This is a genomic window from Pseudomonas sp. PsB (assembly GCF_043658375.1).
Lineage (GTDB): Bacteria > Pseudomonadota > Gammaproteobacteria > Pseudomonadales > Pseudomonadaceae > Aquipseudomonas > Aquipseudomonas putida_Z.
Map to the genome: position 1 here is coordinate 25,484 of NZ_JBIGLU010000026.1, position 21,712 is coordinate 47,195.

Annotated in this window: 20 protein-coding genes; 14 read left to right on the plus strand and 6 right to left on the minus strand. The window is 65.2% G+C overall.

The features are described 5' to 3' along the window. The first annotated feature begins 159 nt into the window (after positions 1-159). The 9 genes from ACGLHT_RS23585 (at position 160) to ACGLHT_RS23625 (ending at position 11,155) form a co-directional block, all read left to right on the plus strand. Positions 160-879, plus strand: a complete 720-nt coding sequence (locus ACGLHT_RS23585) for an ABC transporter permease (RefSeq protein WP_004376260.1) — start codon at positions 160-162, stop codon at positions 877-879. After that, positions 876-1,586 carry an ABC transporter permease gene (locus ACGLHT_RS23590; RefSeq protein ID WP_025338833.1) on the plus strand — a complete coding sequence of 237 codons (711 nt, stop codon included), beginning with the start codon at positions 876-878 and terminating at the stop codon, positions 1,584-1,586. Before ACGLHT_RS23585 ends, ACGLHT_RS23590 begins: the two co-directional genes overlap by 4 nt. A 16-nt stretch (positions 1,587-1,602) precedes the next feature. Next, complete coding sequence (locus ACGLHT_RS23595) at positions 1,603-2,847, plus strand: FAD-binding oxidoreductase (RefSeq protein WP_274120709.1); 1,245 nt, start codon at positions 1,603-1,605, stop codon at positions 2,845-2,847. Between the two features lie 22 nt (positions 2,848-2,869). Continuing rightward, positions 2,870-3,652, plus strand: coding sequence for an amino acid ABC transporter ATP-binding protein (locus tag ACGLHT_RS23600; protein WP_013972988.1), 783 nt, complete (start codon positions 2,870-2,872; stop codon positions 3,650-3,652). 490 nt (positions 3,653-4,142) lie between these two features. After that, the gene (locus tag ACGLHT_RS23605; RefSeq protein WP_085591542.1) at positions 4,143-4,952 is read left to right on the plus strand and encodes a gamma-glutamyl-gamma-aminobutyrate hydrolase family protein; all 810 of its coding nucleotides are present in this window, start codon (positions 4,143-4,145) and stop codon (positions 4,950-4,952) included. A gap of 448 nt (positions 4,953-5,400) precedes the next feature. Next, positions 5,401-6,312 carry a 5-dehydro-4-deoxyglucarate dehydratase gene (kdgD, locus tag ACGLHT_RS23610; RefSeq protein ID WP_025338830.1) on the plus strand — a complete coding sequence of 304 codons (912 nt, stop codon included), beginning with the start codon at positions 5,401-5,403 and terminating at the stop codon, positions 6,310-6,312. Between the two features lie 104 nt (positions 6,313-6,416). Then, a complete protein-coding gene (locus tag ACGLHT_RS23615) occupies positions 6,417-7,778 on the plus strand; it encodes an MFS transporter (protein ID WP_015270698.1) in 1,362 nt (453 codons plus the stop codon). 77 nt (positions 7,779-7,855) lie between these two features. Then, the gene (gene garD, locus ACGLHT_RS23620) at positions 7,856-9,409 is read left to right on the plus strand and encodes a galactarate dehydratase (RefSeq protein WP_025338828.1); all 1,554 of its coding nucleotides are present in this window, start codon (positions 7,856-7,858) and stop codon (positions 9,407-9,409) included. A 165-nt stretch (positions 9,410-9,574) separates the two neighbouring features. Then, on the plus strand, positions 9,575-11,155 hold the full coding sequence (locus ACGLHT_RS23625; RefSeq protein ID WP_274120711.1) for an aldehyde dehydrogenase (NADP(+)): 1,581 nt from the start codon (positions 9,575-9,577) through the stop codon (positions 11,153-11,155). Between the two features lie 174 nt (positions 11,156-11,329). Here the strand turns inward: ACGLHT_RS23625 and ACGLHT_RS23630 are convergent, their stop codons facing one another. After that, positions 11,330-12,079: a FadR/GntR family transcriptional regulator gene (locus tag ACGLHT_RS23630; RefSeq protein ID WP_013972994.1), complete on the minus strand. Its 750-nt coding sequence runs from the start codon at positions 12,077-12,079 to the stop codon at positions 11,330-11,332. A 203-nt stretch (positions 12,080-12,282) separates the two neighbouring features. Between ACGLHT_RS23630 and ACGLHT_RS23635 the strand changes: the two genes are divergently transcribed. Further along, positions 12,283-12,612, plus strand: a complete 330-nt coding sequence (locus tag ACGLHT_RS23635) for a hypothetical protein (protein ID WP_023660807.1) — start codon at positions 12,283-12,285, stop codon at positions 12,610-12,612. A gap of 136 nt (positions 12,613-12,748) precedes the next feature. On the opposite strand, the gene ACGLHT_RS23640 is transcribed toward ACGLHT_RS23635, so the two are convergent. Continuing rightward, entirely contained in the window at positions 12,749-13,669 is a 921-nt protein-coding gene (locus tag ACGLHT_RS23640; protein WP_137163714.1) for a LysR family transcriptional regulator, read from the minus strand. A 41-nt stretch (positions 13,670-13,710) separates the two neighbouring features. Beyond that, positions 13,711-14,685 carry a quinone oxidoreductase gene (locus tag ACGLHT_RS23645; RefSeq protein ID WP_274120712.1) on the minus strand — a complete coding sequence of 325 codons (975 nt, stop codon included), beginning with the start codon at positions 14,683-14,685 and terminating at the stop codon, positions 13,711-13,713. A gap of 283 nt (positions 14,686-14,968) precedes the next feature. Between ACGLHT_RS23645 and ACGLHT_RS23650 the strand changes: the two genes are divergently transcribed. After that, on the plus strand, positions 14,969-15,877 hold the full coding sequence (locus tag ACGLHT_RS23650; protein ID WP_137163712.1) for a LysR family transcriptional regulator: 909 nt from the start codon (positions 14,969-14,971) through the stop codon (positions 15,875-15,877). On the opposite strand, the gene ACGLHT_RS23655 is transcribed toward ACGLHT_RS23650, so the two are convergent. Then, positions 15,878-16,396, minus strand: coding sequence for a DMT family transporter (locus ACGLHT_RS23655; RefSeq protein WP_025338822.1), 519 nt, complete (start codon positions 16,394-16,396; stop codon positions 15,878-15,880). It abuts the gene before it with no gap. A gap of 204 nt (positions 16,397-16,600) precedes the next feature. Here ACGLHT_RS23655 and ACGLHT_RS23660 point away from each other — a divergent pair, with 204 nt between their 5' ends. Continuing rightward, on the plus strand, positions 16,601-17,365 hold the full coding sequence (locus tag ACGLHT_RS23660) for a hypothetical protein (RefSeq protein ID WP_137163711.1): 765 nt from the start codon (positions 16,601-16,603) through the stop codon (positions 17,363-17,365). Between the two features lie 4 nt (positions 17,366-17,369). Here ACGLHT_RS23660 and ACGLHT_RS23665 read toward each other — a convergent pair whose 3' ends face one another. Beyond that, positions 17,370-17,951 carry a hypothetical protein gene (locus ACGLHT_RS23665; RefSeq protein WP_137163710.1) on the minus strand — a complete coding sequence of 194 codons (582 nt, stop codon included), beginning with the start codon at positions 17,949-17,951 and terminating at the stop codon, positions 17,370-17,372. 227 nt (positions 17,952-18,178) lie between these two features. On the opposite strand from ACGLHT_RS23665, the gene ACGLHT_RS23670 reads away from it, so the two are divergent. Together ACGLHT_RS23670 and ACGLHT_RS23675 are read left to right on the plus strand one after the other, a co-directional pair. Further along, positions 18,179-20,311 carry a TonB-dependent siderophore receptor gene (locus ACGLHT_RS23670; RefSeq protein WP_170978834.1) on the plus strand — a complete coding sequence of 711 codons (2,133 nt, stop codon included), beginning with the start codon at positions 18,179-18,181 and terminating at the stop codon, positions 20,309-20,311. Positions 20,312-20,477: 166 nt separating this feature from the next. Then, on the plus strand, positions 20,478-20,777 hold the full coding sequence (locus ACGLHT_RS23675; protein ID WP_025338818.1) for a hypothetical protein: 300 nt from the start codon (positions 20,478-20,480) through the stop codon (positions 20,775-20,777). A gap of 17 nt (positions 20,778-20,794) precedes the next feature. Here ACGLHT_RS23675 and ACGLHT_RS23680 read toward each other — a convergent pair whose 3' ends face one another. Continuing rightward, positions 20,795-21,607: a class I SAM-dependent methyltransferase gene (locus tag ACGLHT_RS23680; RefSeq protein ID WP_137163709.1), complete on the minus strand. Its 813-nt coding sequence runs from the start codon at positions 21,605-21,607 to the stop codon at positions 20,795-20,797. Positions 21,608-21,712 lie beyond the last annotated feature (105 nt).

A 21,712-nucleotide genomic window follows, 5' to 3' on the forward strand; every position in this document is an offset into this window, starting at 1 on the left:
TGCGCAATTTCTGTAGGAGCGGCCTTGTGTCGCGACAGGGCCGCAAGGCGGCCCCGGCAATCCCTGCTGCGGCATAGATCCTGGGGCTGCTCCGCAGCCCTTTCGCGACACAAGGCCGCTCCTACAAAAAGTCCGCGTTGCCCATCCTAGGGGTTCGTCATGCTCGATCAATTATCCTTGCTGTCCTTCGCCAGTGGAGGCTGGGGCCAGGCGCTGCTGGCCGGCGCGCTGGTCACCGTTTCCCTGGCCCTGGCCTGCCTGCCCATCGGCCTGCCGCTGGGCCTGGTGGTCGCCCTTGCAGCACGCTCGCGCAAGCGCTTGCCGCGCGCCTGGGCCACCACCTTCTCCACCGTGTTCCGTGGCCTGCCCGAACTGCTGACGCTGCTGATCATCTATTACGGCTGCCAGATCGCCGCACAGAAGATCCTCGCAGCCATGGGCTACCAAGGTGAGTTCCTGATCAATACCTTCCTCGCCGCAATGATCGCCTTCAGCCTGGTATTCGCCGCGTTCTCCAGCGAGATCTGGCTGGCAGCCTTCAAGACCCTGCCCAAGGGCCAGCTGGAAGCCTGCTCGGCACTGGGCCTGAGCAAGCGCACCGGCTTCTTCAAGGTGCTGCTGCCGCAATTGACCCGCATCGCCCTGCCCGGCCTGTCCAACAACTGGCTGTCGCTGCTCAAGGACACCTCGCTGGTCTCCACCATCTCGCTGGTCGACCTGATGCGCCAGACCAACCTGGCTGTCAGCGTGACCAAAGAGCCGATGTTCTTCTATGGCGTGGCCTGCCTGGGCTACCTGCTGTTCGCCGCCATTTCCGGGCGCGTGTTCGCCTTCATCGAACGGCGCAGCAACCGCCACCTGCAAGGAGCACGCGCATGAGCTTCGAACAACTGCTGGCGCTGGTCCTCGACCCCGACCTGCTGGACCGCTACGGCCCGCGCTTCCTCGATGGCCTGCTGGTAACGGCCAAGCTGGTGGCGATTTCCTTCAGCCTGGGTGCCGTGCTCGGCCTGTTGCTGGCCCTGGCGCGCATGTCGCGCAGCCTGCTGCTGCAGCGCATGGCCGCCGGCTACGTGTACTTCTTCCGCGGCTCGCCGCTGCTGGCCCAGCTGTTCCTGCTGTATTACGGCCTGGGCTCGCTCAAGGGCTTCTGGCAAGACGTCGGCCTGTGGTGGTTCTTCCGCGAGGCGTGGTTCTGCACGCTGCTGGCGTTCACCCTGAACACCGCCGCCTACCAGGCCGAAATCTTCCGCGGCAGCCTGATGGCCGTCGCCCCCGGCCAGCATGAGGCGGCGCGGGCGCTGAACCTGAAGCGCTCGACCACCTTCTTCAAGGTGATCCTGCCGCAGTCGCTGCTGGTGGCCATCGGCCCGCTGGGCAACGAACTGATCCTGATGATCAAGGCCAGCGCGATCGCCTCGCTGGTGACCATCTACGACCTGATGGGCGTGACCAAACTGGCCTTCTCGCGCAGTTTCGACTTCCAGATCTACCTGTGGGCCGCCGTGCTCTACCTGCTGATCGTCGAACTGGTGCGGCGCCTGCTGAAACACCTGGAAGCCCGCCTGGGCCGCCACCTGAACTGACCGAAGGATACGTTCCATGCATTGCCAGACCCTTGTCCTCGGCGCCGGCATCGTCGGCGTCAGCACCGCCCTGCACCTGCAGGCCCGCGGGCGCCAGGTGATCCTGATCGACCGCGACGAACCGGGCAGCGGCACCAGCCACGGCAACGCCGGGCTGATCGAGCGCTCCAGCGTGATCCCCTATGCCTTCCCGCGGCAACTGGGCGCGCTGCTGCGTTACGGCCTGAACCGCCAGCCCGATGTGCGCTACAGCCTGCTGCACCTGCCCAAGGCCGCCCCCTGGCTGTGGCGCTACTGGCGCCAGTCGGCCCCCGGGCGCCTGGCCGGGGCCGCCGCCGACATGCTGCCGCTGGTGCAGCGCTGCGTCGAGGAGCACGACGCATTCATTGCTGCCGCCGGCCTGGAAGGGCTGGTGCAGGCCAAAGGCTGGATCGAAGTGTTCCGTGACCCGGCGCTGTTCGAGCAGGCCAAGGCCGACGCCAAGGGCCTGAGCCGTTATGGCCTGCAGTTCGAAATCCTCGAATGCGGGCAATTGCAGGCCCGCGAGCACCAGCTGGACGCCAGCGTGGTCGGCGGCATTCACTGGCTCGACCCCAAGACCGTGAACAACCCCGGCGCCCTCACCCGCGGCTATGCCACCCTGTTCATGCAGCGCGGCGGGCAGTTCCTGCATGGCGATGCGCGCAGCTTGCGCCAGGTCGACGGCCAATGGCGGGTCGACAGCCGCCGCGGTCCGATCACCGCCAACGAGGTGGTGGCCTGCCTCGGCCCGCAGTCGGCCGACCTGTTCAGCGGCCTTGGCTATCAGATCCCGCTGGCGATCAAGCGTGGCTACCACATGCACTACAGCACCCGTGACGGCGCGCAACTGGAGCATTCCATCTGCGACACCCAGGGCGGCTACGTGCTGGCGCCAATGGCCCGCGGCGTGCGCCTGACCACCGGCATCGAGTTCGACGCCAGCACCGCGCCGGGCAACCAGATCCAGCTGGGCCGCTGCGAGGCCCTGGCGCGCAAGCTGTTCCCGGCCCTTGGCGAGCGCCTGGACGACACCCCCTGGCTGGGCCGCCGCCCATGCCTGCCCGACATGCGCCCGGTGATCGGCCCGGCGCCGCGCCACCCGGGGCTGTGGTTCAACTTCGGCCACGCCCACCACGGCCTCACCCTGGGCCCGGTCAGTGGCCGGCTGGTGGCCGAACTGGTCACCGGCGAACGCCCCTTCACCGACCCCGCGCCCTACAGCGCGACTCGTTTCGACTGAACCCCTGCGGGAGAACAACAAGATGACCGCACCACTGAGCCTTGCCACCCTTGCCCCCGAACCCGACCCACGCCCGGTGCTGATCCGCATCGAAGGCCTGAACAAGCACTACGGCGCGTTCCACGTGCTGCGCGACATCGACCTGCAGGTGCGCGAAGGCGAACGCATCGTGCTGTGCGGGCCGTCCGGCTCGGGCAAGTCGACCCTGATCCGCTGCATCAACCGCCTGGAAGTGGCCCAGCAGGGCAGCATCAAGGTGGATGGCATCGACCTGGCGGCCACCACCCGCGAAGCGGCGCAGGTGCGCAGCGACATCGGCATGGTGTTCCAGCACTTCAACCTGTTCCCGCACATGAGCGTGCTCGACAACTGCCTGCTGGCCCCCACCAGCGTGCGCGGGCTGTCGCGCAAGGACGCCGAGGAGCGGGCGCGCATGTACCTGAGCAAGGTCGGCATCGAAAGCCAGGCGCACAAGTACCCCAGCCAGCTGTCCGGCGGCCAGCAGCAGCGCGTGGCGATTGCCCGGGCGCTGTGCATGAAGCCGCGGATCATGCTGTTCGACGAGCCCACCTCGGCGCTGGACCCGGAGATGGTCGCCGAGGTGCTGGATGTGCTGGTGCAACTGGCCGGCACTGGCATGACCATGCTTTGCGTCACCCATGAAATGGGCTTTGCCCGCCAGGTGGCCGAGCGGGTGCTGTTCCTCGAGGGTGGGCAGATCATCGAAGACAGCCCGCCACAGGTGTTCTTCAACCAGCCGCGTACCGAGCGGGCCAAGGGGTTCCTGGCGCAGATACTGCACTGATTGAAAATGATGAAAGCTGGCGCGATATCTGTGTAGGAGCGGCCTTGTGTCGCGAAAGGGCTGCGCAGCAGCCCCAGGGTTTCAGCGCAGGTGCACAAATTGCCGGGGCTGCTTTGCAGCCCTTTCGCGACACAAGGCCGCTCCTACAGGTTCCGCGTGAGCCGAAGGAGTGAGCGACTCTGCCGGCCCTTCATTGCACCGCTGCAAAGACCCAACTGCATCGTTAAATATTATTGACCTTAACCCCCGCCAAACCCACGCCACCACAGGCCCGCATCGGTTTCAGCCCCCAAAAACCGGCGCATTCCCGGCCATCAAGCCCTGCTCCGTCGTTTGACATATCGAACGGCTCTGGCAAGCTATCTACAAGCCCCGACCGGAATCGTCGCCTCCGACGAGCCGGCAGTGCTCGGGGCTACAGGTTGCACCCATGGCCCCGCGCCGTGCACCTGCACAACAACGACAGGCCGAACCTGTCCCAAGGTGACATATGTCCAACAGCAACATTGGCAACAAGCAACCCTCCCTGCGCAAACCCGTCGTCCTGATGACCATGGGCAGCCAAGAGCGCAAAGGCCATGACTACCAGGTCATGACCCACAAATACATCACCCCGCTGGTCGAGTTTTCCGATTGCGTCCCGGTGCTGGTGCCCACCTGCTGCGGCATCGAAGACCTCGAGACCTATCTGGACATGGCCGACGGCGTGTACCTGACCGGCGCCGGCAGCAACATCGACCCGGCCCTGTACGGCCAGGAGAACGAGACCCCCGGCAAAGGCCAGGACCAGAACCGCGACCTGTTCGACATCCCGCTGGTCAAGGCCGCGATCAAGCGTGGCCTGCCGATCTTCGGCATCTGCCGTGGCATGCAGGAAATCAACGTGGCCCTGGGGGGCGACATCTACCAGAAGGTGTACGCCGAGCCTGGCTTCAACGACCACCGGGAAAACCCGGAAGACCCGGTCGAGGTGCAATACGCCCAGGTGCACGGCGTGAAGATCAAGCCGGACAGCTGGCTGCGCGACACCCTGGGTACCGACGAGATTCGCGTCAACTCGCTGCATGGCCAAGGCCTGCACAAGCTCGGCGCCGGCATCGAGGCCATCGCCCACGCCGAAGACGGCCTGGTCGAGGCGATCCATGCCCCGAGCATCTCGCCGTTCCTGTTCGCCGTGCAGTGGCACCCGGAGTGGCAAGCGGCGAAGAACCCGGATTCGATCAAGATCTTCCAGGCTTTCGGCGACGCTTGCCGGGCCCAGGTACGCAAGGCGCAGATCAAGCGCCAGCAAGCTGCCTGACCCCAGTTTCCTCTGCTTTGATCGCGGGGCGGCGCAAGGCCGCCCCCGTTTTCCCCGGTCACCCTCTGCTGGTCCCAGAACACTTCCCGTGGAAACGGGCGGCGGGCTTGTGCCTGTCTCCGCGATCTTTTTTTCCTGCCCCTCCAGAGATACGATGACTGATCGCGATTGGTCTGCCATCTGCGTCTCGTGCATCTGTTGTTGTCGCCTGTTCTGGCCTCTTCGCGGGTAAACCCGCTCCTACAGGGATCTCCGCAAATTTCAAGCGCGACGCGGTCCCTGTGGGAGCGGGTTTACCCGCGAAGAGGCCGGCACAGGCAATAACATTCCTTCCGCCCCTCCACAAAAAAATCTCTCAAGGGGACTAGTCATCGTACAAGTTGTACGATAACTTACCTCCAACGCAAAACAACACCCTTCACCCAAGCGCCACAGGATGCCAACAACAATGACTCCACAAGAACTCAAATCCATCCTCTCCCACGGCCTGCTGTCTTTCCCGGTCACCGACTTCAACGCCCAGGGCGACTTCAACCCGGCTGGCTACGTCAAGCGCCTGGAATGGCTGGCCCCGTACGGCGCCAGCGCCCTGTTCGCCGCCGGCGGCACCGGTGAGTTCTTCTCCCTGGCTGCCAGCGAATACAGCCAGGTAATCAAGACCGCCGTCGACACCTGCGCCAAGTCGGTACCTATCCTCGCCGGCGTCGGCGGCTCCACCCGCCAGGCCATCGAATACGCGCAAGAAGCCGAGCGCCTGGGTGCCAAGGGCCTGCTGCTGCTGCCGCACTACCTGACCGAAGCCAGCCAGGAAGGTGTCGCCGCCCACGTCGAAGCAGTGTGCAAATCGGTAAACATCGGCGTAGTCGTCTACAACCGCAACGTCTGCCGCCTGAACGCCGACCTGCTGGAAAAACTGGCCGAACGCTGCCCGAACCTGATCGGCTACAAGGACGGCCTGGGTGACATCGAGCTGATGGTGTCGATCCGTCGCCGCCTGGGCGACCGCTTCAGCTACCTGGGTGGCCTGCCGACCGCCGAGGTGTATGCTGCTGCCTACAAGGCCCTGGGCGTGCCGGTGTACTCCTCCGCCGTGTTCAACTTCGTGCCGAAGACCGCCATGGACTTCTACAACGCCATCGCCCGTGACGACCACGCCACCGTGGCCAAGCTGATCGACGACTTCTTCCTGCCGTACCTGGACATCCGCAACCGCAAGGCCGGCTATGCCGTGAGCATCGTCAAGGCTGGCGCCAGGATCGCCGGTTACGACGCCGGCCCGGTGCGTACTCCGCTTACCGACCTCACCGCCGACGAGTACGAAAAACTCGCCGCGCTGATGGACAAGATGGGCCCGCAGTAAGCGCCGCCCGCGGCCTGCCAGATGCCGCGCCCGGAGTGGGCCAGCCCCACTCCGGTTACAATTCGTGAGCCCGCACAAAAATAACTAGTGGGAGTACTACCAGCATGCAAGCGACGAAGAAGACGCATGTGCGCTACCTGATCCTGTTCATGCTGTTCCTGGTGACCACGATCAACTACGCTGACCGCGCCACCATTGCAATCGCGGGCTCCAGCCTGCAGAAAGACCTCGGCATCGATGCCGTGACCCTCGGCTACATCTTCTCCGCCTTCGGATGGGCATACGTGGCTGGCCAGATTCCTGGTGGCTGGCTGCTCGACCGCTTCGGTTCCAAGAACGTCTACGCCTTCAGCATCTTCACCTGGTCGCTGTTCACCCTGCTGCAGGGCTTTGTCGGTGGCCTGCCGGTGGCCTGGGCGGTGGTGACGCTGTTCACCCTGCGCTTTTTGGTCGGTTTTGCCGAAGCCCCGTCGTTCCCGGGCAATGCGCGCATCGTCGCGGCCTGGTTCCCGACCCAGGAACGCGGCACCGCCTCGGCCATCTTCAACTCGGCGCAGTACTTCGCCACCGCACTGTTCGCACCGATCATGGGCTGGATCGTGTTCAGCTTCGGCTGGGAGCACGTGTTCGTGGTCATGGGCGCACTGGGCATCGTGTTCTCCATGGTGTGGCTGAAGACCATCTACAACCCGCGCCAACACCCACGCATCAGCCCGGGTGAACTCGAGCACATCGAGCAGAACGGCGGCCTGGTGGACATGGACCAGAAGCGCGGCAACGACGGCCCGAAATGGGGCTACATCAAGCAACTGCTGACCAGCCGCATGCTGCTGGGCGTGTACCTGGGCCAGTACTGCATCAATGCCATCACCTACTTCTTCCTCACCTGGTTCCCGGTGTACCTGGTGCAGGAGCGCGGCATGACCATCCTCAAGGCCGGGTTCATCGCCTCGCTGCCGGCGGTCTGCGGCTTCATCGGTGGTGTGCTGGGCGGGGTGATCTCCGACTGGCTACTGCGCCGCGGCAACTCGCTGACCTTCTCGCGCAAGCTGCCGATCGTCTGCGGCCTGCTGCTGTCGACCACCATGGTGTTCTGCAACTACGTCGACGCCGAGTGGATGGTGGTCGGTTTCATGACCCTGGCGTTCTTCGGCAAAGGCATCGGCGCACTGGGCTGGGCGGTAGTCGCCGACACCTCGCCGAAACAGATCGCCGGGCTGTCGGGCGGGCTGTTCAACACCTTCGGCAACATCGCCTCGATCACCACGCCGATCGTGATCGGCTACATCATCAGTGCCACCGGCTCGTTCAAGTGGGCCCTGGTGTATGTCGGCGCCAACGCCCTGGTGGCGGTGTTCAGCTACCTGGTGATCGTCGGCCCGATCAAGCGCATCGAGCTGCGTGAAAGCCCAAAGCCTGACGCCGAGCCAGCGGCCGGCAGCGAACTGGCCGGCTCGCGCCACTGAGTGAACACGCCCGCGTCGGCCACCCCGCCGCGGGCGGATGTACAAAAGCCTGAGAACCTGACAAGTAGGGCCCGAACATGCAGTTGATCGAACATTCCGACTCGCCCCGCTACGTCCGCCTGCACGACGACGACAATGTCGTGGTGGTGGTCAATGATGGCGGCCTGGGCGAAGGCGCCCGCTTCGCCGACGGCCTGACCCTGGTCGAAGGCGTGCCACAGAGCCACAAGGTGGCCACCGTAGCCATCGCCAAGGGCGAACCGGTGCGCCGCTACGGGCAGATCATAGGCTACGCGCTGGAAGACCTGCGCCAGGGCAGCTGGGTGCAGGAGAGCCAGCTGGCCATGCCGGCCGCGCCGGAGCTGGACAGCCTGCCACGCTGCGACGCCGTCCCGCAGCCGCTGCCGCCGCTCGAAGGCTTCACCTTCGAAGGCTACCGCAACGCCGACGGCACCGTCGGCACCCGCAACATCCTCGGCATCACCACCACCGTGCAGTGCGTGGCCGGCGTGCTGGAGCATGCGGTAAAGCGCATTCGCAGCGAGTTGCTGCCCAAGTACCCCAATGTCGATGACGTGGTGGCCATCACCCACAGCTATGGTTGCGGCGTGGCGATCAACGCGCGCGATGCCTACATCCCGATCCGCACGGTGCGCAACCTGGCGCGCAACCCCAACCTGGGCGGCGAGGCCCTGGTCATCAGCCTGGGCTGCGAAAAGCTGCAGGCCGGCCAGGTGATGCACGACAACGACCCGTCGGTGGACCTCAGCGACCCGTGGCTGTACCGCCTGCAGGACGCCAGCCTGGGCTTTGTGGAAATGATCGAACAGATCATGGAACTGGCCGAGACCCGCCTGAAGAAACTCGACCAGCGCCGCCGCGAAAGCGTGCCGGCCAGCGAACTGATCCTGGGTATGCAGTGCGGGGGCAGCGATGCCTTCTCGGGCATCACCGCCAACCCGGCGCTGGGCTACGCCGCCGACCTGCTGGTACGCGCTGGCGCCACCGTGCTGTTCTCGGAAGTGACCGAAGTGCGCGACGCCATCTACATGCTCACCTCACGGGCGGAAAACCAGGAGGTCGCAGACGCCCTGGTGCGCGAAATGGACTGGTACGACCGCTACCTGCAGCAAGGCGCCGCCGACCGCAGCGCCAACACCACGCCGGGCAACAAGAAAGGCGGCTTGTCGAATATCGTCGAGAAGTCCCTGGGGTCGATCGTCAAGTCCGGTAGCGGCGCCATTCAGGGCGTGCTCGGCCCGGGCGAGCGGGTCAATCGCAAAGGCCTGATATTCTGCGCCACCCCGGCCAGCGACTTCGTCTGCGGCACCCTGCAACTGGCTGCCGGCATGAACCTGCATGTGTTCACCACCGGCCGCGGCACCCCGTACGGCCTGGCCATGGCGCCAGTGGTCAAGGTATGCACCCGCAGCGAGCTGGCCCAGCGCTGGCCCGACCTGATCGACATCGACGCCGGGCGCATCGCCAGCGGCCGCTCGACCATCGAGGAGCTGGGCTGGGAGCTGTTCCACTACTACCTGGACGTGGCCAGCGGCCGCAAGCAGACCTGGGCCGAACAGCATCGCCTGCACAACGACATCACCCTGTTCAACCCGGCACCGATTACCTGATGACCCGGCTTCTCGACAGTGTCGCGATCCCTGTGGGAGCGGGCGCGCCCGCGAACACCCGCGCAGCCGGTGCCATACACCGGGTTGCCTGCTTCGCGGGCTCGCCCGCTCCCACAGGTCATGCGACAACCTGCCAGATTTTCTCTCAACCTACAGGAGCACCCCATGCCTGAAATCCTCGGCCACAACTTCATCGCCGGCCAGCGCAGCGCCGCTGGCCCGCAGCGCCTGCAGAGCCTGGACGCCAGCACCGGCGAGGCCCTGCCCTACAGCTTCGCCCAGGCCACCGAAAGTGAAGTGGACCAGGCCGCCAAGGCCGCCGCCGCCGCCTTCGCCGAATTCCGCCAGCTGGCTCCGGCGCGGCGCGCCGAGTTCCTCGACGCCATCGCCGCCGAGCTGGACGAACTGGACGACACCTTCGTCGCCATCGTCTGCCGTGAAACCGCCCTGCCCCCCGCCCGTATCCAGGGCGAGCGCGGCCGCACCAGCGGCCAGATGCGCCTGTTCGCCCAGGTGCTGCGCCGTGGTGACTTCCTCGGGGCGCGCATCGACCTGGCCCTGCCCGAGCGCCAGCCCCTGCCACGCGTAGACCTGCGCCAGATGCGCATCGGCGTCGGCCCGGTCGCCGTGTTCGGCGCCAGCAACTTCCCGCTGGCCTTCTCCACCGCCGGTGGCGATACCGCCGCGGCCCTGGCCGCCGGTTGCCCAGTGGTGTTCAAGGCCCACAGCGGCCACATGGCCACCGCCGACCTGGTCGGCTGCGCCATCCAGCGCGCCGCCGAGCGCACCGGCATGCCCAAGGGCGTGTTCAACATGGTGTTCGGTGGCGGCGTCGGCGAGTGGCTGGTCAAGCACCCGGCCATCCAGGCCGTCGGCTTCACCGGCTCGCTGAAAGGCGGTGACGCCCTGTGCCGCATGGCCGCCGAGCGCCCGCAGCCGATCCCGGTGTTCGCCGAGATGTCCAGCATCAACCCGGTCATCATCCTGCCGGGCGCCCTGGCCAAGCGTGGCGAAGCCATCGCCCGAGAACTGGCCGGTTCGGTGTGCCTGGGCGCAGGCCAGTTCTGCACCAACCCGGGCCTGGTGATCGGCCTGCAGTCGCCGCAGTACAGCCAACTGCTGGCAGAGCTTGGCCAGCACCTGGACCAGCAGGCCGGCCAGACCATGCTCAACGCCGGTGGCCTGCGCAGCTACGTCGGTGGCCTGGAGCACCTGCACGCCCATGCCGGTATCGAGCACCTGGCCGGCCAGGCGCAGGCAGGCAGCCAGGCGCGCGCCCAGCTGTTCAAGGCCGATGCCCGCCTGCTGGTGGAATCTGACCCGCTGCTGCAGGAAGAAGTGTTCGGCCCGACCACCGTTGCCGTGGAAGTGCAGGACAACGACCAGTTGCGCGCCGCCCTGCTCGGCCTGCGCGGCCAGCTGACCGCGACCCTGATCGGCGAGCCGGAAGACCTGCAGGCCTTCGCCTGGCTGGTGCCGCTACTGGAGGAGAAAGTCGGGCGGATCCTGGTAAACGGCTACCCGACCGGTGTCGAGGTGTGTGATGCGATGGTACACGGCGGGCCTTACCCGGCCACGTCGGATGCGCGCGGCACGTCGGTCGGCACCCTGGCCATCGACCGCTTCCTGCGCCCGGTGTGCTACCAGAACTACCCGCAGGCGCTGTTGCCTGAGGCACTGCGCGACGGCAACCCGCTTGGGCTGCGCCGGTTGGTGAATGGCCAGTGGAGGGAGGGCGCGATCTGACTGATTGACTGAAACAGGAAAGCCCCGCGCATGGCGGGGCTTTCTTTTTGGCTGTGCCGGCCTCTTCGCGGGTGAACCCGCTCCCACAAGATTATCCATAACCTGTAAGTACGGCGCGGCCCCTGTGGGAGCGGGTTTACCCGCGAAGAGGCCAGGTCAGGCAACAGAGAAGCCTCAGGCCCCCTGCGCCTCGGCCTCTGCATGCGCCTGGCGCAAGCGCTCGCGGCTGTTGCTCAGGTGCATGCGCATGGCCATCTTCGCCCCTTCGCTATCACGCCGGGCGATGGCTTCGTAGATCGCCTCGTGCTCGTGCATCAGCCGGCTCATGTAGTGCGCCTGGTCATCGTGGGCCAGCCGCGCCGAATTCAACCGGGTACGCGGGATGATACTGGTGCCCAGGTGGTTGATGATGTCGGCGAAGTAGTGGTTGCCGCTGGCCTGGGCAATGCGCAGGTGGAACTGGAAATCCGCCGACACCGCATCCGTGGCGTGGGCAGCCCCTTCGTTGAGTTCGTCCAGCGCCGCACGCATGCCGGTCAGCTCTTCATCGCTGCGCCGCTGCGCCGCCAGGCCCGCCGATTCGATCTCCAGGGCAATGCGCAATTCCAGCACCGCCAATACTTCGCGCAGGGTGACCACGGTCGCCGGGTCGATACGGAAACCACCCGTGGCTGGCGCGTCCAGCACGAAGGTGCCAATGCCGTGGCGGGTCTCGACCTGCCCGGCGGCCTGCAGCCGCGAGATCGCTTCACGCACCACCGTGCGGCTGACACCCTCTTCGGCCATGATCTGCGATTCGGTCGGCAGCTTGTCGCCGCGCTTGAGCTGGCCGCTGCGAATGCGCTCGGTCAGCACCGTGACCAGTTCCTGGGCCAGACTGCGCGGCTTGCGCCGGGTCTTTGCCTGTACCTGCTGCTCTGTCATTGCCCTGTATTTCACCTTGAAAGACAGCGCTCATCATAGCGCAAGCAGTTGTACGATCACATACACGCAGTGCGGTATTTATTCGCTGGCTTGCACGCCACCAGTCGATTGCGAGCGACCATGGTCTGACGGCAAATTGCTGGCCCCCAGTGCCTGCTTGTGAAGGCAAACTTCGTTTTCCTTCAGATGCTTAGGACAGCAACATGCGAGTACTTCTAGCAACGATGGCCGGCTGCCTGCTGGCCACGCTCGCTTTCGGCGCCCAGGCTCGGGCGCTGAGCCAGAACGATCGCCACACTTGCGGCTGGGGCGCGCAGATAGCCGCCGAGGCGCAGCAGGCCAAGCTTTCCGGGGTAACCCTGTATGCCACGCGCAAGAAGCTGCAGGCGCGCAAATTCCCCAAACCGTGGATGCGCATGACCGCCTTCGGCATTACCGAACAAACCTACAACAGCCGCTCGCGGCTCAAGCCTGCAGCGATCAAGCAGACCTATTACGAGCAGTGCGTGCAGCATGCCGTAGCAAGGCGATAACGATTGCCCGCGTACCCTGTGGGAGCGGCTTTAGCCGCGAAGAAGCCAACGCGGTGCATGGCACCGGCTACGCCGGTGTTCGCGGCTAAAGCCGCTCCCACAGAGTCTCTGCTAATTCAATTAGTTATGTGCAATTCTATAGCCGCCATGGTGCGCCGGCCTCGAAGTGTGCTTCCAGCCACGCCTTGAAAGCCACCAGGGCGGCAGTGTTGAGGCGCGCGGTCGGCCGTACCAGGTAAATGCCTGCCGCCACATCCAGCTGCCATTGCGGCAGCACCCGCACCAAGCGCCCGGCAGTGAGGTCCTCGCCCATCAGCCAGTCCCCTCCCGCCAGGATGCCAACGCCACGCCGCGCCGCTTCCAGCAGGGCTTCGTTGTCGTTGCTGCGCAGGCTGCCGGCAACCTTGACACTCACCTGCTGCCCACCACTCATCAGTCGCCATTCAGGAAAGCTTCGCAAGCCACTGAAACCCAAGCAATTGTGCCCAGCAAGATCCTCCGGTTGCCCAGGTGCGCCATGCCGGGCCAGGTACTCGGGCGACGCACACAGGATGCGCAGGTGATCGCACAGCTTCCTGGCCACCAGGCGGTTGTCAGCCAGCTCACCAATGCGGATGGCGGCGTCGAAACCCTCGCCGATCAGGTCGACGAAACGATCGGCATACTCGGCCTCCACCATCACCTGCGGGTAGGCCAGCACGAAATCGGCCAGCATCCCGCTCAACCAGCGCCGGCCCATGGCTGCCGGCAATGCCAGGCGCAGGCGCCCACGTACCGTCGCCGCCCCTTCGGCCGCTTCCTGTTCGGCCTCGGCGATCAGCCGGTTGGCCTCGCGCACCTTGGCCACCAGCCGCTCGCCTTCATCGGTAAAGCGCAGTTGCCGCGTGCTGCGCTCCACCAGGCGAATGCCCAGGCGCACCTCCAGTGCACTCAGGCGCTTCGACAGCACCGTGGGGTGGCGCTCCAGCTGCCGCCCGGCAGCGGCAAACGAGCCCTGCTCGTGCAGCGCCAGCAAGGTGGCAAGTTCATCGGCGCGGCGGCTGTCGAAGGCATCCATGGCAAGGCTCGGCACAAGGCAGTAGGGGTGGAAGTCGGGTATCAGGCAGTAAGGACCAGCGCGCCCTCCGACTGCCCTTGCTCCAGGTCCCCGTGGGCCCTGGCCGCGTCGGCCAGCGGGTAGGCACGCCAGACCCGAGGCTGGATGATACCCTCGGCGACCGCCGCCAGCACATCGGCGGCGCGCTGCTGGTACTCATCGACCGTGCGGGTGTGCGCTGCCAGCGAGGGCCGGGTCAGGTACAGCGAGCCCTTGGCGTTGAGCGTGGCAACCTCGATGGCCGCCGGCGCGCCGGAGGTGCCGCCGAACGACACCAGCAAGCCACGCACCCGCAGGCTGTCCAGCGAGGCTTGCAGCGACACCTTGCCGACACAGTCATAGGCCACGTCCACGCCCTGGCCCTGGGTCAGCTCGCGGACCTGGCCGGCCAAGGTTGCCGCGTCGAACACCAGCACATGGTGGCAACCCGCTGCCTGCGCCCTTTCCACACTCTGCGGCCGTGATACCACGCCGATCACCGTCGCCCCCAGGTGCCGCGCCCAAGGCGCCATCAGCTGGCCCAAGGCACCGGCGGCACCGTACAACAATACTTGGCTACCCGGGCCCACGGCATAGGTGGTCTTCAGCAGGTACTGCGCCGTGATGCCCTTGAACAGCACGGCGGCGGCGGCCTGGTCATCCAGCTGCGGCGGCAGCTTGATCAGGCGCTCGGCCGGGTACAGGCGGCCGCTGGCGTAACCGCCAACCGGGCCCATGGCATAGGCGACCCGGTCGCCCACCTGCAGATCATGTACCCCTTCGCCGACGGCAGCGACCCGCCCAGCCCCTTCCAGCCCCAGCCCGGAAGGCAAGTCCAGTGGGGCACCGCCCTTGCGCTGCAACAGGTCGAGCGGGTTGACACCCATGGCCGTCTGTTCCAGCCAGACCTGGCCGGGCCCTGGGGCTTGTGCGTGCAAGTGTTCAAGCTGCATGACATCGGCAGTGCCGGTGCTGTTGAGAACGATACGGGTAGCCATGATCGAATCCTGTTGGATGGGTGTTCGAGTCAGGCTAATCAGGCGGGGAAAGTTGAACAATCAGGCGGGATGCAGATGATTTATGCACCCCTTGCAGCAATTCGCTCAGTGCCTCAGCACCCGGTCAGCGCTACAGGCCGACGCTCGCCGGCAAAGTGTCGCGATGGGCCGCAACGCGGCCCCGACAATGTCAGCCATGATGCCGAAATCCTGGGCCCTCGACAGCCCTGGGCATTTGTTAAGCTGATGAAAACTGCCAGACACAACCAAGACCATTCGCACCATGGATGAACTACGCAAGATCGACCTCAACCTGCTGCTCGCCCTGCACGCCCTGCTGAGCGAAAAGCACGTGACCCGCGCCGCCCTGCGCCTGCACCGCAGCCAACCGGCGGTAAGCCACGCCCTGGCGCAGTTGCGCAAGCACTTCGACGACCCCTTGCTGGTGCGCCAGAACGGCCGCATGGCCTTGACCGCCCGCGCCCAATCGCTGGCCAAACCGCTGCACGACGCCCTGGGCAACCTCAACGGCCTGCTGGCCGCCCCACAGTTCGAACCGGCCAAGGCCCAGCGTCGCTTCAGGCTCTCGCTGTCCGACTATTCCTCGCGGATCATCCTGCCACCCCTGCTGCGCCATCTGCGCCAGGTCGCGCCCGGGGTGGACCTGGCCATCAGCCAGGCCAGCCGCGAAACCATGCTGGCCCAGTTGCTCGATGGTGAACTGGACTTGGCCCTGGGCATCTTCCCGGACCTGCCCCAGGCGATCACTGCGCAGCCGCTGTTCACCGACAGCTTCATCAGCGTTGCCGACCGCCAAGTGCTGCCGGCCAGCGGCGGCCTGGCCCTGGCCGACTGGCTGGCCCGCCCGCATGTGCTGATGGCCATGCACCCGGATGCCTTCGATGAAATCGAACGCGCCCTGGCCGCGCAAGGCCTGCGTCGGCGGATTGCCCTGGCCTTGCCGCACTGGAGTGCGGCAGTCGAAGTGCTGGCCGGCACCGACCTGGTCCTGACCGTGGCCAGCCGCGCGGTGGGCTCGCTGCACCAGCACAGGACATTGCGCCAGTTCGAGCCGCCACTGGCGATTCCTTCGTTCGATTACCAGCAAGCCTGGCATAGCCGCAAGGACGACGACCCCGGGCATCGCTGGCTGCGGGAAACCGTGTGGGCGTGCAGCCAGCCGGGGCGCTGATCAGCCTTCCGGCTGTTTCACCACGGCAGTGGCACTGGCCGGCGTGCCTGCTGCCCAGGTGCCCTGCACCAGCAGCACGCCGCAGAGGATCAGCACCACACCCGCCAACCTGGCCAGGTTGAGCGGCTTGCCCCCCAACCCCATCACCCCGAAGTGGTCTGCGACCACCGCCGTGATGATCTGCCCCGCCACCACCAGCACCAGGAAACCCGCTGCGCCCAGCCTGGGGGTGAGCGCCGCGGCACCGGCCACGTACAACGCCCCGAGCACACCGCCAACCCACAGCCACCAGGGCCCCTGCAAGGCCTTGCCCATGTCCGGCGCCGGCACCCTGAGGATCAGCAGTGCGGCGATCACTACCAGCGAACTTACCGTCAATGACGTGAACGCACCCCACAACCAGTGCCCCAGCGCCCGGCCGACGGCGGCATTACCCGCAGCCTGGAACGGCAGCACGGCACCGGCAAGCAACGCCAGGGCAAAGGGAAGCACCAGAAGGCACAAGGTCTTGCTGAACATGGCAGTCCTCATTCGTGACAGATGTTCAGGCGATGATCGGAAAATTCCCTTTATCCATGGAAATCGAAAGTGTGCACGCATGCTATTCGCCACATGGATACCAGCCAATTGGGCTAGGATGCTGCGCAGCCTCGGCGCCCGCGGCCTGAGCCGGCGGGTTCACGGCTGAGGCCAGACCAAACCGTATGTGATGGAGCACATTCGATGACAGATGAACGTACAACCCTGATCGACCATGGGCAGTTGCCCACCCGCAACCTGGCCGAATGCCTGGCAGTGGATCAAAGGACCTTGGTCAGTGCACTGGCAGGCCAGTTGCCCGACACGCTGATCGAACAACTGGCTACCTGCGCCGAAGAAACATGCTCGCAGGGCCTGTCAAAAAAAATCACGGGGATCGGCCTTGCCCTTGGGCAGTGGCTGGAACCCGCACCTGCGCCCCAGCGCCAGCAGGTGTTGGAGCAGTGCAGTGCACACAGCTCCGATACGGTGCGCAGCTGGGCGGCCTTCGCCCAGGCGCACCTGTCGCGCACGCTCGATCTCGAAGCCGCATTGCTGGCCCAGCTGCATTTTGCTCGCGATGAACATTTTGGTGTGCGCGAATGGGCCTGGATAGCCCTGCGCCCGCGCCTGGCTCAAGCGCTGGATGATGCCCTGGCCCTGCTTGCCCGACATGCCGGCGACAGCAACCCACTGGTACGACGCTTCTGTATCGAGGTGCTGCGCCCACGTGGCGTCTGGTGCGAGCACATCGCCGCACTCAAGCAAGCGCCCGAAGTGGCCGAGCCACTGTTGGTGCCGCGCCTGGCCGAAGCAGACAAGTATGCCCAGGACTCGGTTGCCAATTGGCTCAACGATGCCAGCAAGACTCGGCCCGATTGGGTGATACAGCTGTTCGAACGACATCCGCCGTCATGCAAGGCATCACGGCGGATCCATGCGCGGGCAACTCGTAGCCTGCCCCAATGAAGGGTCAGCGCGAGGTTTCGACGCGCAGCACTTCGGTGTAGATCGCGTCGACCGTCTGGCCGACCTTGAGGTTCTTCATGCGTGCCTGCAGGTCAGGGTTCTCGACCTTGACCACCTGCAGCTTGCCCTCCGGCGGCAACAGGCTCACCTCATGCGTCTTGAGGTCGATCTTCTTGATCTGCGAGGTCACCTTGACCTGGCGGAACGCCTCGCCGCCCGGGTTGGGGTTGTCCGCCGTGGCGCGAATGGTACCGGACTCTTCAGTCGCCTTCGGTGCACCGCCCACTTCGGGATTGAGCACATAGGCCACAGCACGGGTCACGTAGATGTCGACCTGGTCCCCCACTTTGAGGTTGGGCAGCGCCTTGGCCTTTTCCGTGAGCTGGAAGGTCACATCCTTCTTGGCGTCGGGGCCTTTCACCGTGACCTGGCGGCTGGCCAGGTCGATGGCCGTGACCTGCGTGGTGACGTGGCTTTCCAGCGCCTCGCTACCAATGGGAATACCGGCAGCCTGCACCGTGAAGCTGGCGGCGGACGCCAGGGTGGCAAGAGCAACAGCACGAGCGAGAGAACGAATCGGATTCATAGGCCTGCTTCCATGTGATCAAGACCGGATGGGGGCGTGAAATGTTCACGCGCCAACAAGCATAGCCCTTGCCTGGCACATTGCCGGCCCTCCCCCTTGCGACGCGTTTTGTCGTTTTTTTTGCCACGAGCGCCCTTGCAACAGCAAATGCGAACTCTTTACACTTGCTTTACATTTACAAATCATTACTATTCGTGACCTCCAAATACAACAAAGAGTCACCTGTAATGGCAAAAAAGTCTGTTGCCCCAGCATCCATTTCCATGCTGGGCCTGTTGGTTGTGCCTGCGGTTCACGCAGCTGTCCAACCTGAATCGCAGGGTTCCCTCGCCTTACCCGCCACTGCCGTCACCAGCGCCTACGAGCAGCAAAGCTACAAGGCCAGCGAAAGCCGCAGCGCCATGAAGATCGACGCCCCGCTGCGCGACATCCCGCAAACCGTCAACGTCGTGCCCGAAAGCGTGATCAAGGACCAGGGTGCGCAGTCCATGGAAGACGTGCTGAAGAACGTGCCCGGCGTCGGCCTGTCCAACGGCGACGGCCAGCGTGACCAGGTGACCATTCGCGGCTTCAGCGCCATTGGCGACATGTACATCGACGGCGTGCGCGACGACGCCCTGTACTTCCGTGACCTGTCCAACATCGAGCGGGTCGAGGTGATCAAGGGCCCTGCCGCCGTGCTGTATGGTCGTGGCTCTTCGGGCGGTCTGATCAACAGCATCAGCAAGAAGCCGAGCTTCACGCCCAAGCGCGAAGTCGGCATGAGCTTCGACAGCGAAGGCAAGCGCCGCACCCAGTTCGACACCGGCTGGGCCGACCCGCAAAGCAACCAGGCCTACCGCGTGACCGGTGCCTTCGAAGACAGCGACACCTTCCGCGACGATGGCTACATCGACCGCAAGGCCATCGCGCCGTCGGCCTACTTCCGCCTGTCCGACGACCTGGAACTGAACCTGGGCGCCACCTATCTGTACGACAAGCGCCTGATCGACTTCGGCATCCCGGCGCTGGGCAACCGCCCGGTAGATGTGGACCGCGACAAGCGCTTCGGCTCCGGCGATGCCGACCAGGACTACGCCCGCAGCGAGGTGTTCTCGCTGACTGCCAGCCTGGACTACCGCATCAACGACGACTTCACCCTGACCAACACCAGCCGGTACTACCGCTACGACCTGGACCGCAACAACACCTTGGCCGACAGCAGCCCGACGCGCTTCGTCACCGCGCCTGACGGCGAACTGCTGGTCAAGCTCAACCGTGGCAACGTCGCCCGCGACGAGTACGGCATGTTCAACCAGACCGAACTCAAGCAACAGGCGCAGCTTGCCGGCATGCAGCACAACCTGCTGTATGGCGTGGAAGTGGGCTTCCAGGACAAGTACCAGCGGGTGCTGAGCCAGAACAACGTGGCCCAGGTGCCGGTGTATCGCGACGCCCTGGTGCCGGTGCCGGAGCACGCCGCCAACCTGTCGTCCAAGGGCACCAACTTCCAGCAGACCACCGGCCTGTACGTGCAGGACATGATCGAGTTGAACGAGCACTGGAAGGCCCTGGTCGGCGTGCGTTATGACATCTTTGGCCAGGAGTACGACGACGACCGCGCGCAGAACGTAGACCTCGACCGTACAGACAAGACCTGGAGCCCACGTGCCGGCCTGGTCTACCAGCCGGATAACATCCAGTCCTACTATGTGTCGGTCAGCCGCAGCTACCAGCCTTCGGGCGAAGTATTCGCGGTCAGCCCGACCAACCAGCACCTGGAGCCGGAAGAAACCACCAACTACGAAATCGGCGCCAAGTGGGACCTGCTCGACAGCCGCCTGTCGCTGACCGCAGCGGTATTCCGCCTCGAGCGCACCAACATGAAGACCGCCGACCCGGCCAACCCCAACCTGACCGTGCTGGCCGGCGAGCAGCGCACCGACGGCTTCGAGGCCACCGTCAGCGGGCAGCTCACGGACAAGTGGCAGATCTACGCCGGCTACGCCTACCTGGATGCCGAGATCACCAAGTCCAACAGCAAGACCAACGGCGTTGCCAACGAAGGCCAGACCCCTACCCTGACGCCGCGTAACAGCGCCAACGTCTGGCTGGTGCGTGCCCTGACCCCGGAATGGCGCGTGGCCGCCGGCGCCAACTACGTCGACGAGCGCTACACCGCACTCGACAACGTGGTGGTGATGCCGGGCTACACCACCTTCGACGCCGCGCTGCTGTACAGCGTGCCGCAGTGGGACGCCGCACTGCGCCTGAAGAACGTGTTCGACCGCGACTACTATGCCTCCGCGCACGGTTCGGTTGACCTGATCACCCCGGGTGCACCGCGTACGCTGGAAGCCAGCTTCAACTACCGCTTCTGATCGTTGCCCCAGGCGCAAGGCCTTGCCATGGTGCAAGGCCTTGCGCTGCATCTGGTGCAACGCAAGCGTTCACCGCTTCGCTTGAATGCAATATCCTGTGCAGAGTATGGCAGCGGTCTTGCCGGTGTTCGCGGCGGGGAGTCCTGCGCCTCGGTAAGGAGAGCATATGAGCAGTAAACCGATTCGCCCCTACACGTCCTGGGCGCTGACCACCCTGCTTGCCTTCAGCCTGGCACTCACCGCCGGCTGCTCCAGCAAAGCCAGCAAGGCCAGGTACGCGACGCCCGCAACGGGCTCCAACTGCTTCGCCAAAGCCGTGCCCACCACCGGCGAAGGCGGCCTCGCGTGGGGCAATACGCTGAGCATTGCCCGGCAGAAATCGCTGAACAACTGCGTGCGTTATGCAAGCCGGTCAGGGGGCACACCGAAGACTTGCCAGGTGGTGATGGCCAAGTGCAAGAACTGAGCACTTGGCCCGTGGGCTCAACCTCGAATGATCACCACTTCAAGGTACTCACTCGGCACCACCAACGACGACGCGCCGCCCACATTGCTTTCATTCAGCAACTGGGTCAGATCCCGCTCCAGCGCCCCGGCCGCCTCCGGCTCCAGCGAGGCAAACGCCTTGTGCACCGGCCCATACCAGGTGCGGAACACCTCGATGAAATGCGCCGCCGAGCGATAGCGGAAGTTGAAGTGCTGGCGGCTGACCTTCAATTCGCCCAGCGCCCCCTCGAACATCACGCGCAACTGTTCTTCATCACCCCAGCGTGAAGGCGGCAGAGCCCCGGCTGGTGGCGGTACATGCCGCCCGAGGGTCTTGAACATCTGCCCGACGAACCCTTGCGGGGTCCAGTTAGCCAGGCCGATCCGGCCACCGGGCCGGCACACCCGGCCCAGTTCACGCGCGGCCCGGGCCTGGTCGGGCGCGAACATCACGCCGAAGGTGGACAGCACCGCATCGAATGTTCCATCGCCAAATGGCAGCGCTTCGGCATCGGCGGTCTGGAACACCACATTGAGGTGCTCGGCCCGCGCACGTTCTTCACCGCGCTTTAGCAGCTCGGGCACGTAGTCGGTGGAGGTGACGCGGCAGCCGCGCCGGGCAGCAGCCAAGGTGGCATTGCCGTTACCGGCGGCGACATCCAGCACCTGCTCGTCCCAGCGCAGGTCACAGGCTTCGGCCAGGCGCTCGCCAACCAGTTGCAGGGTGGTGCCGATTACCGCGTAGTCGCCACTGGCCCACGCGGCTTGCTGACGGGCTTTGAGGGCATTGGTATCCAAAGGGGTGCTCATGGTCTGCGCCTTCTTGTTGTGCGCGGCCGAGGTCCTTCTGGCGGTCAACGCGCCATGGATCGAGGGGATGGGAGCAAAACGCTACGCGCCTGGCAGGCGAAGCGG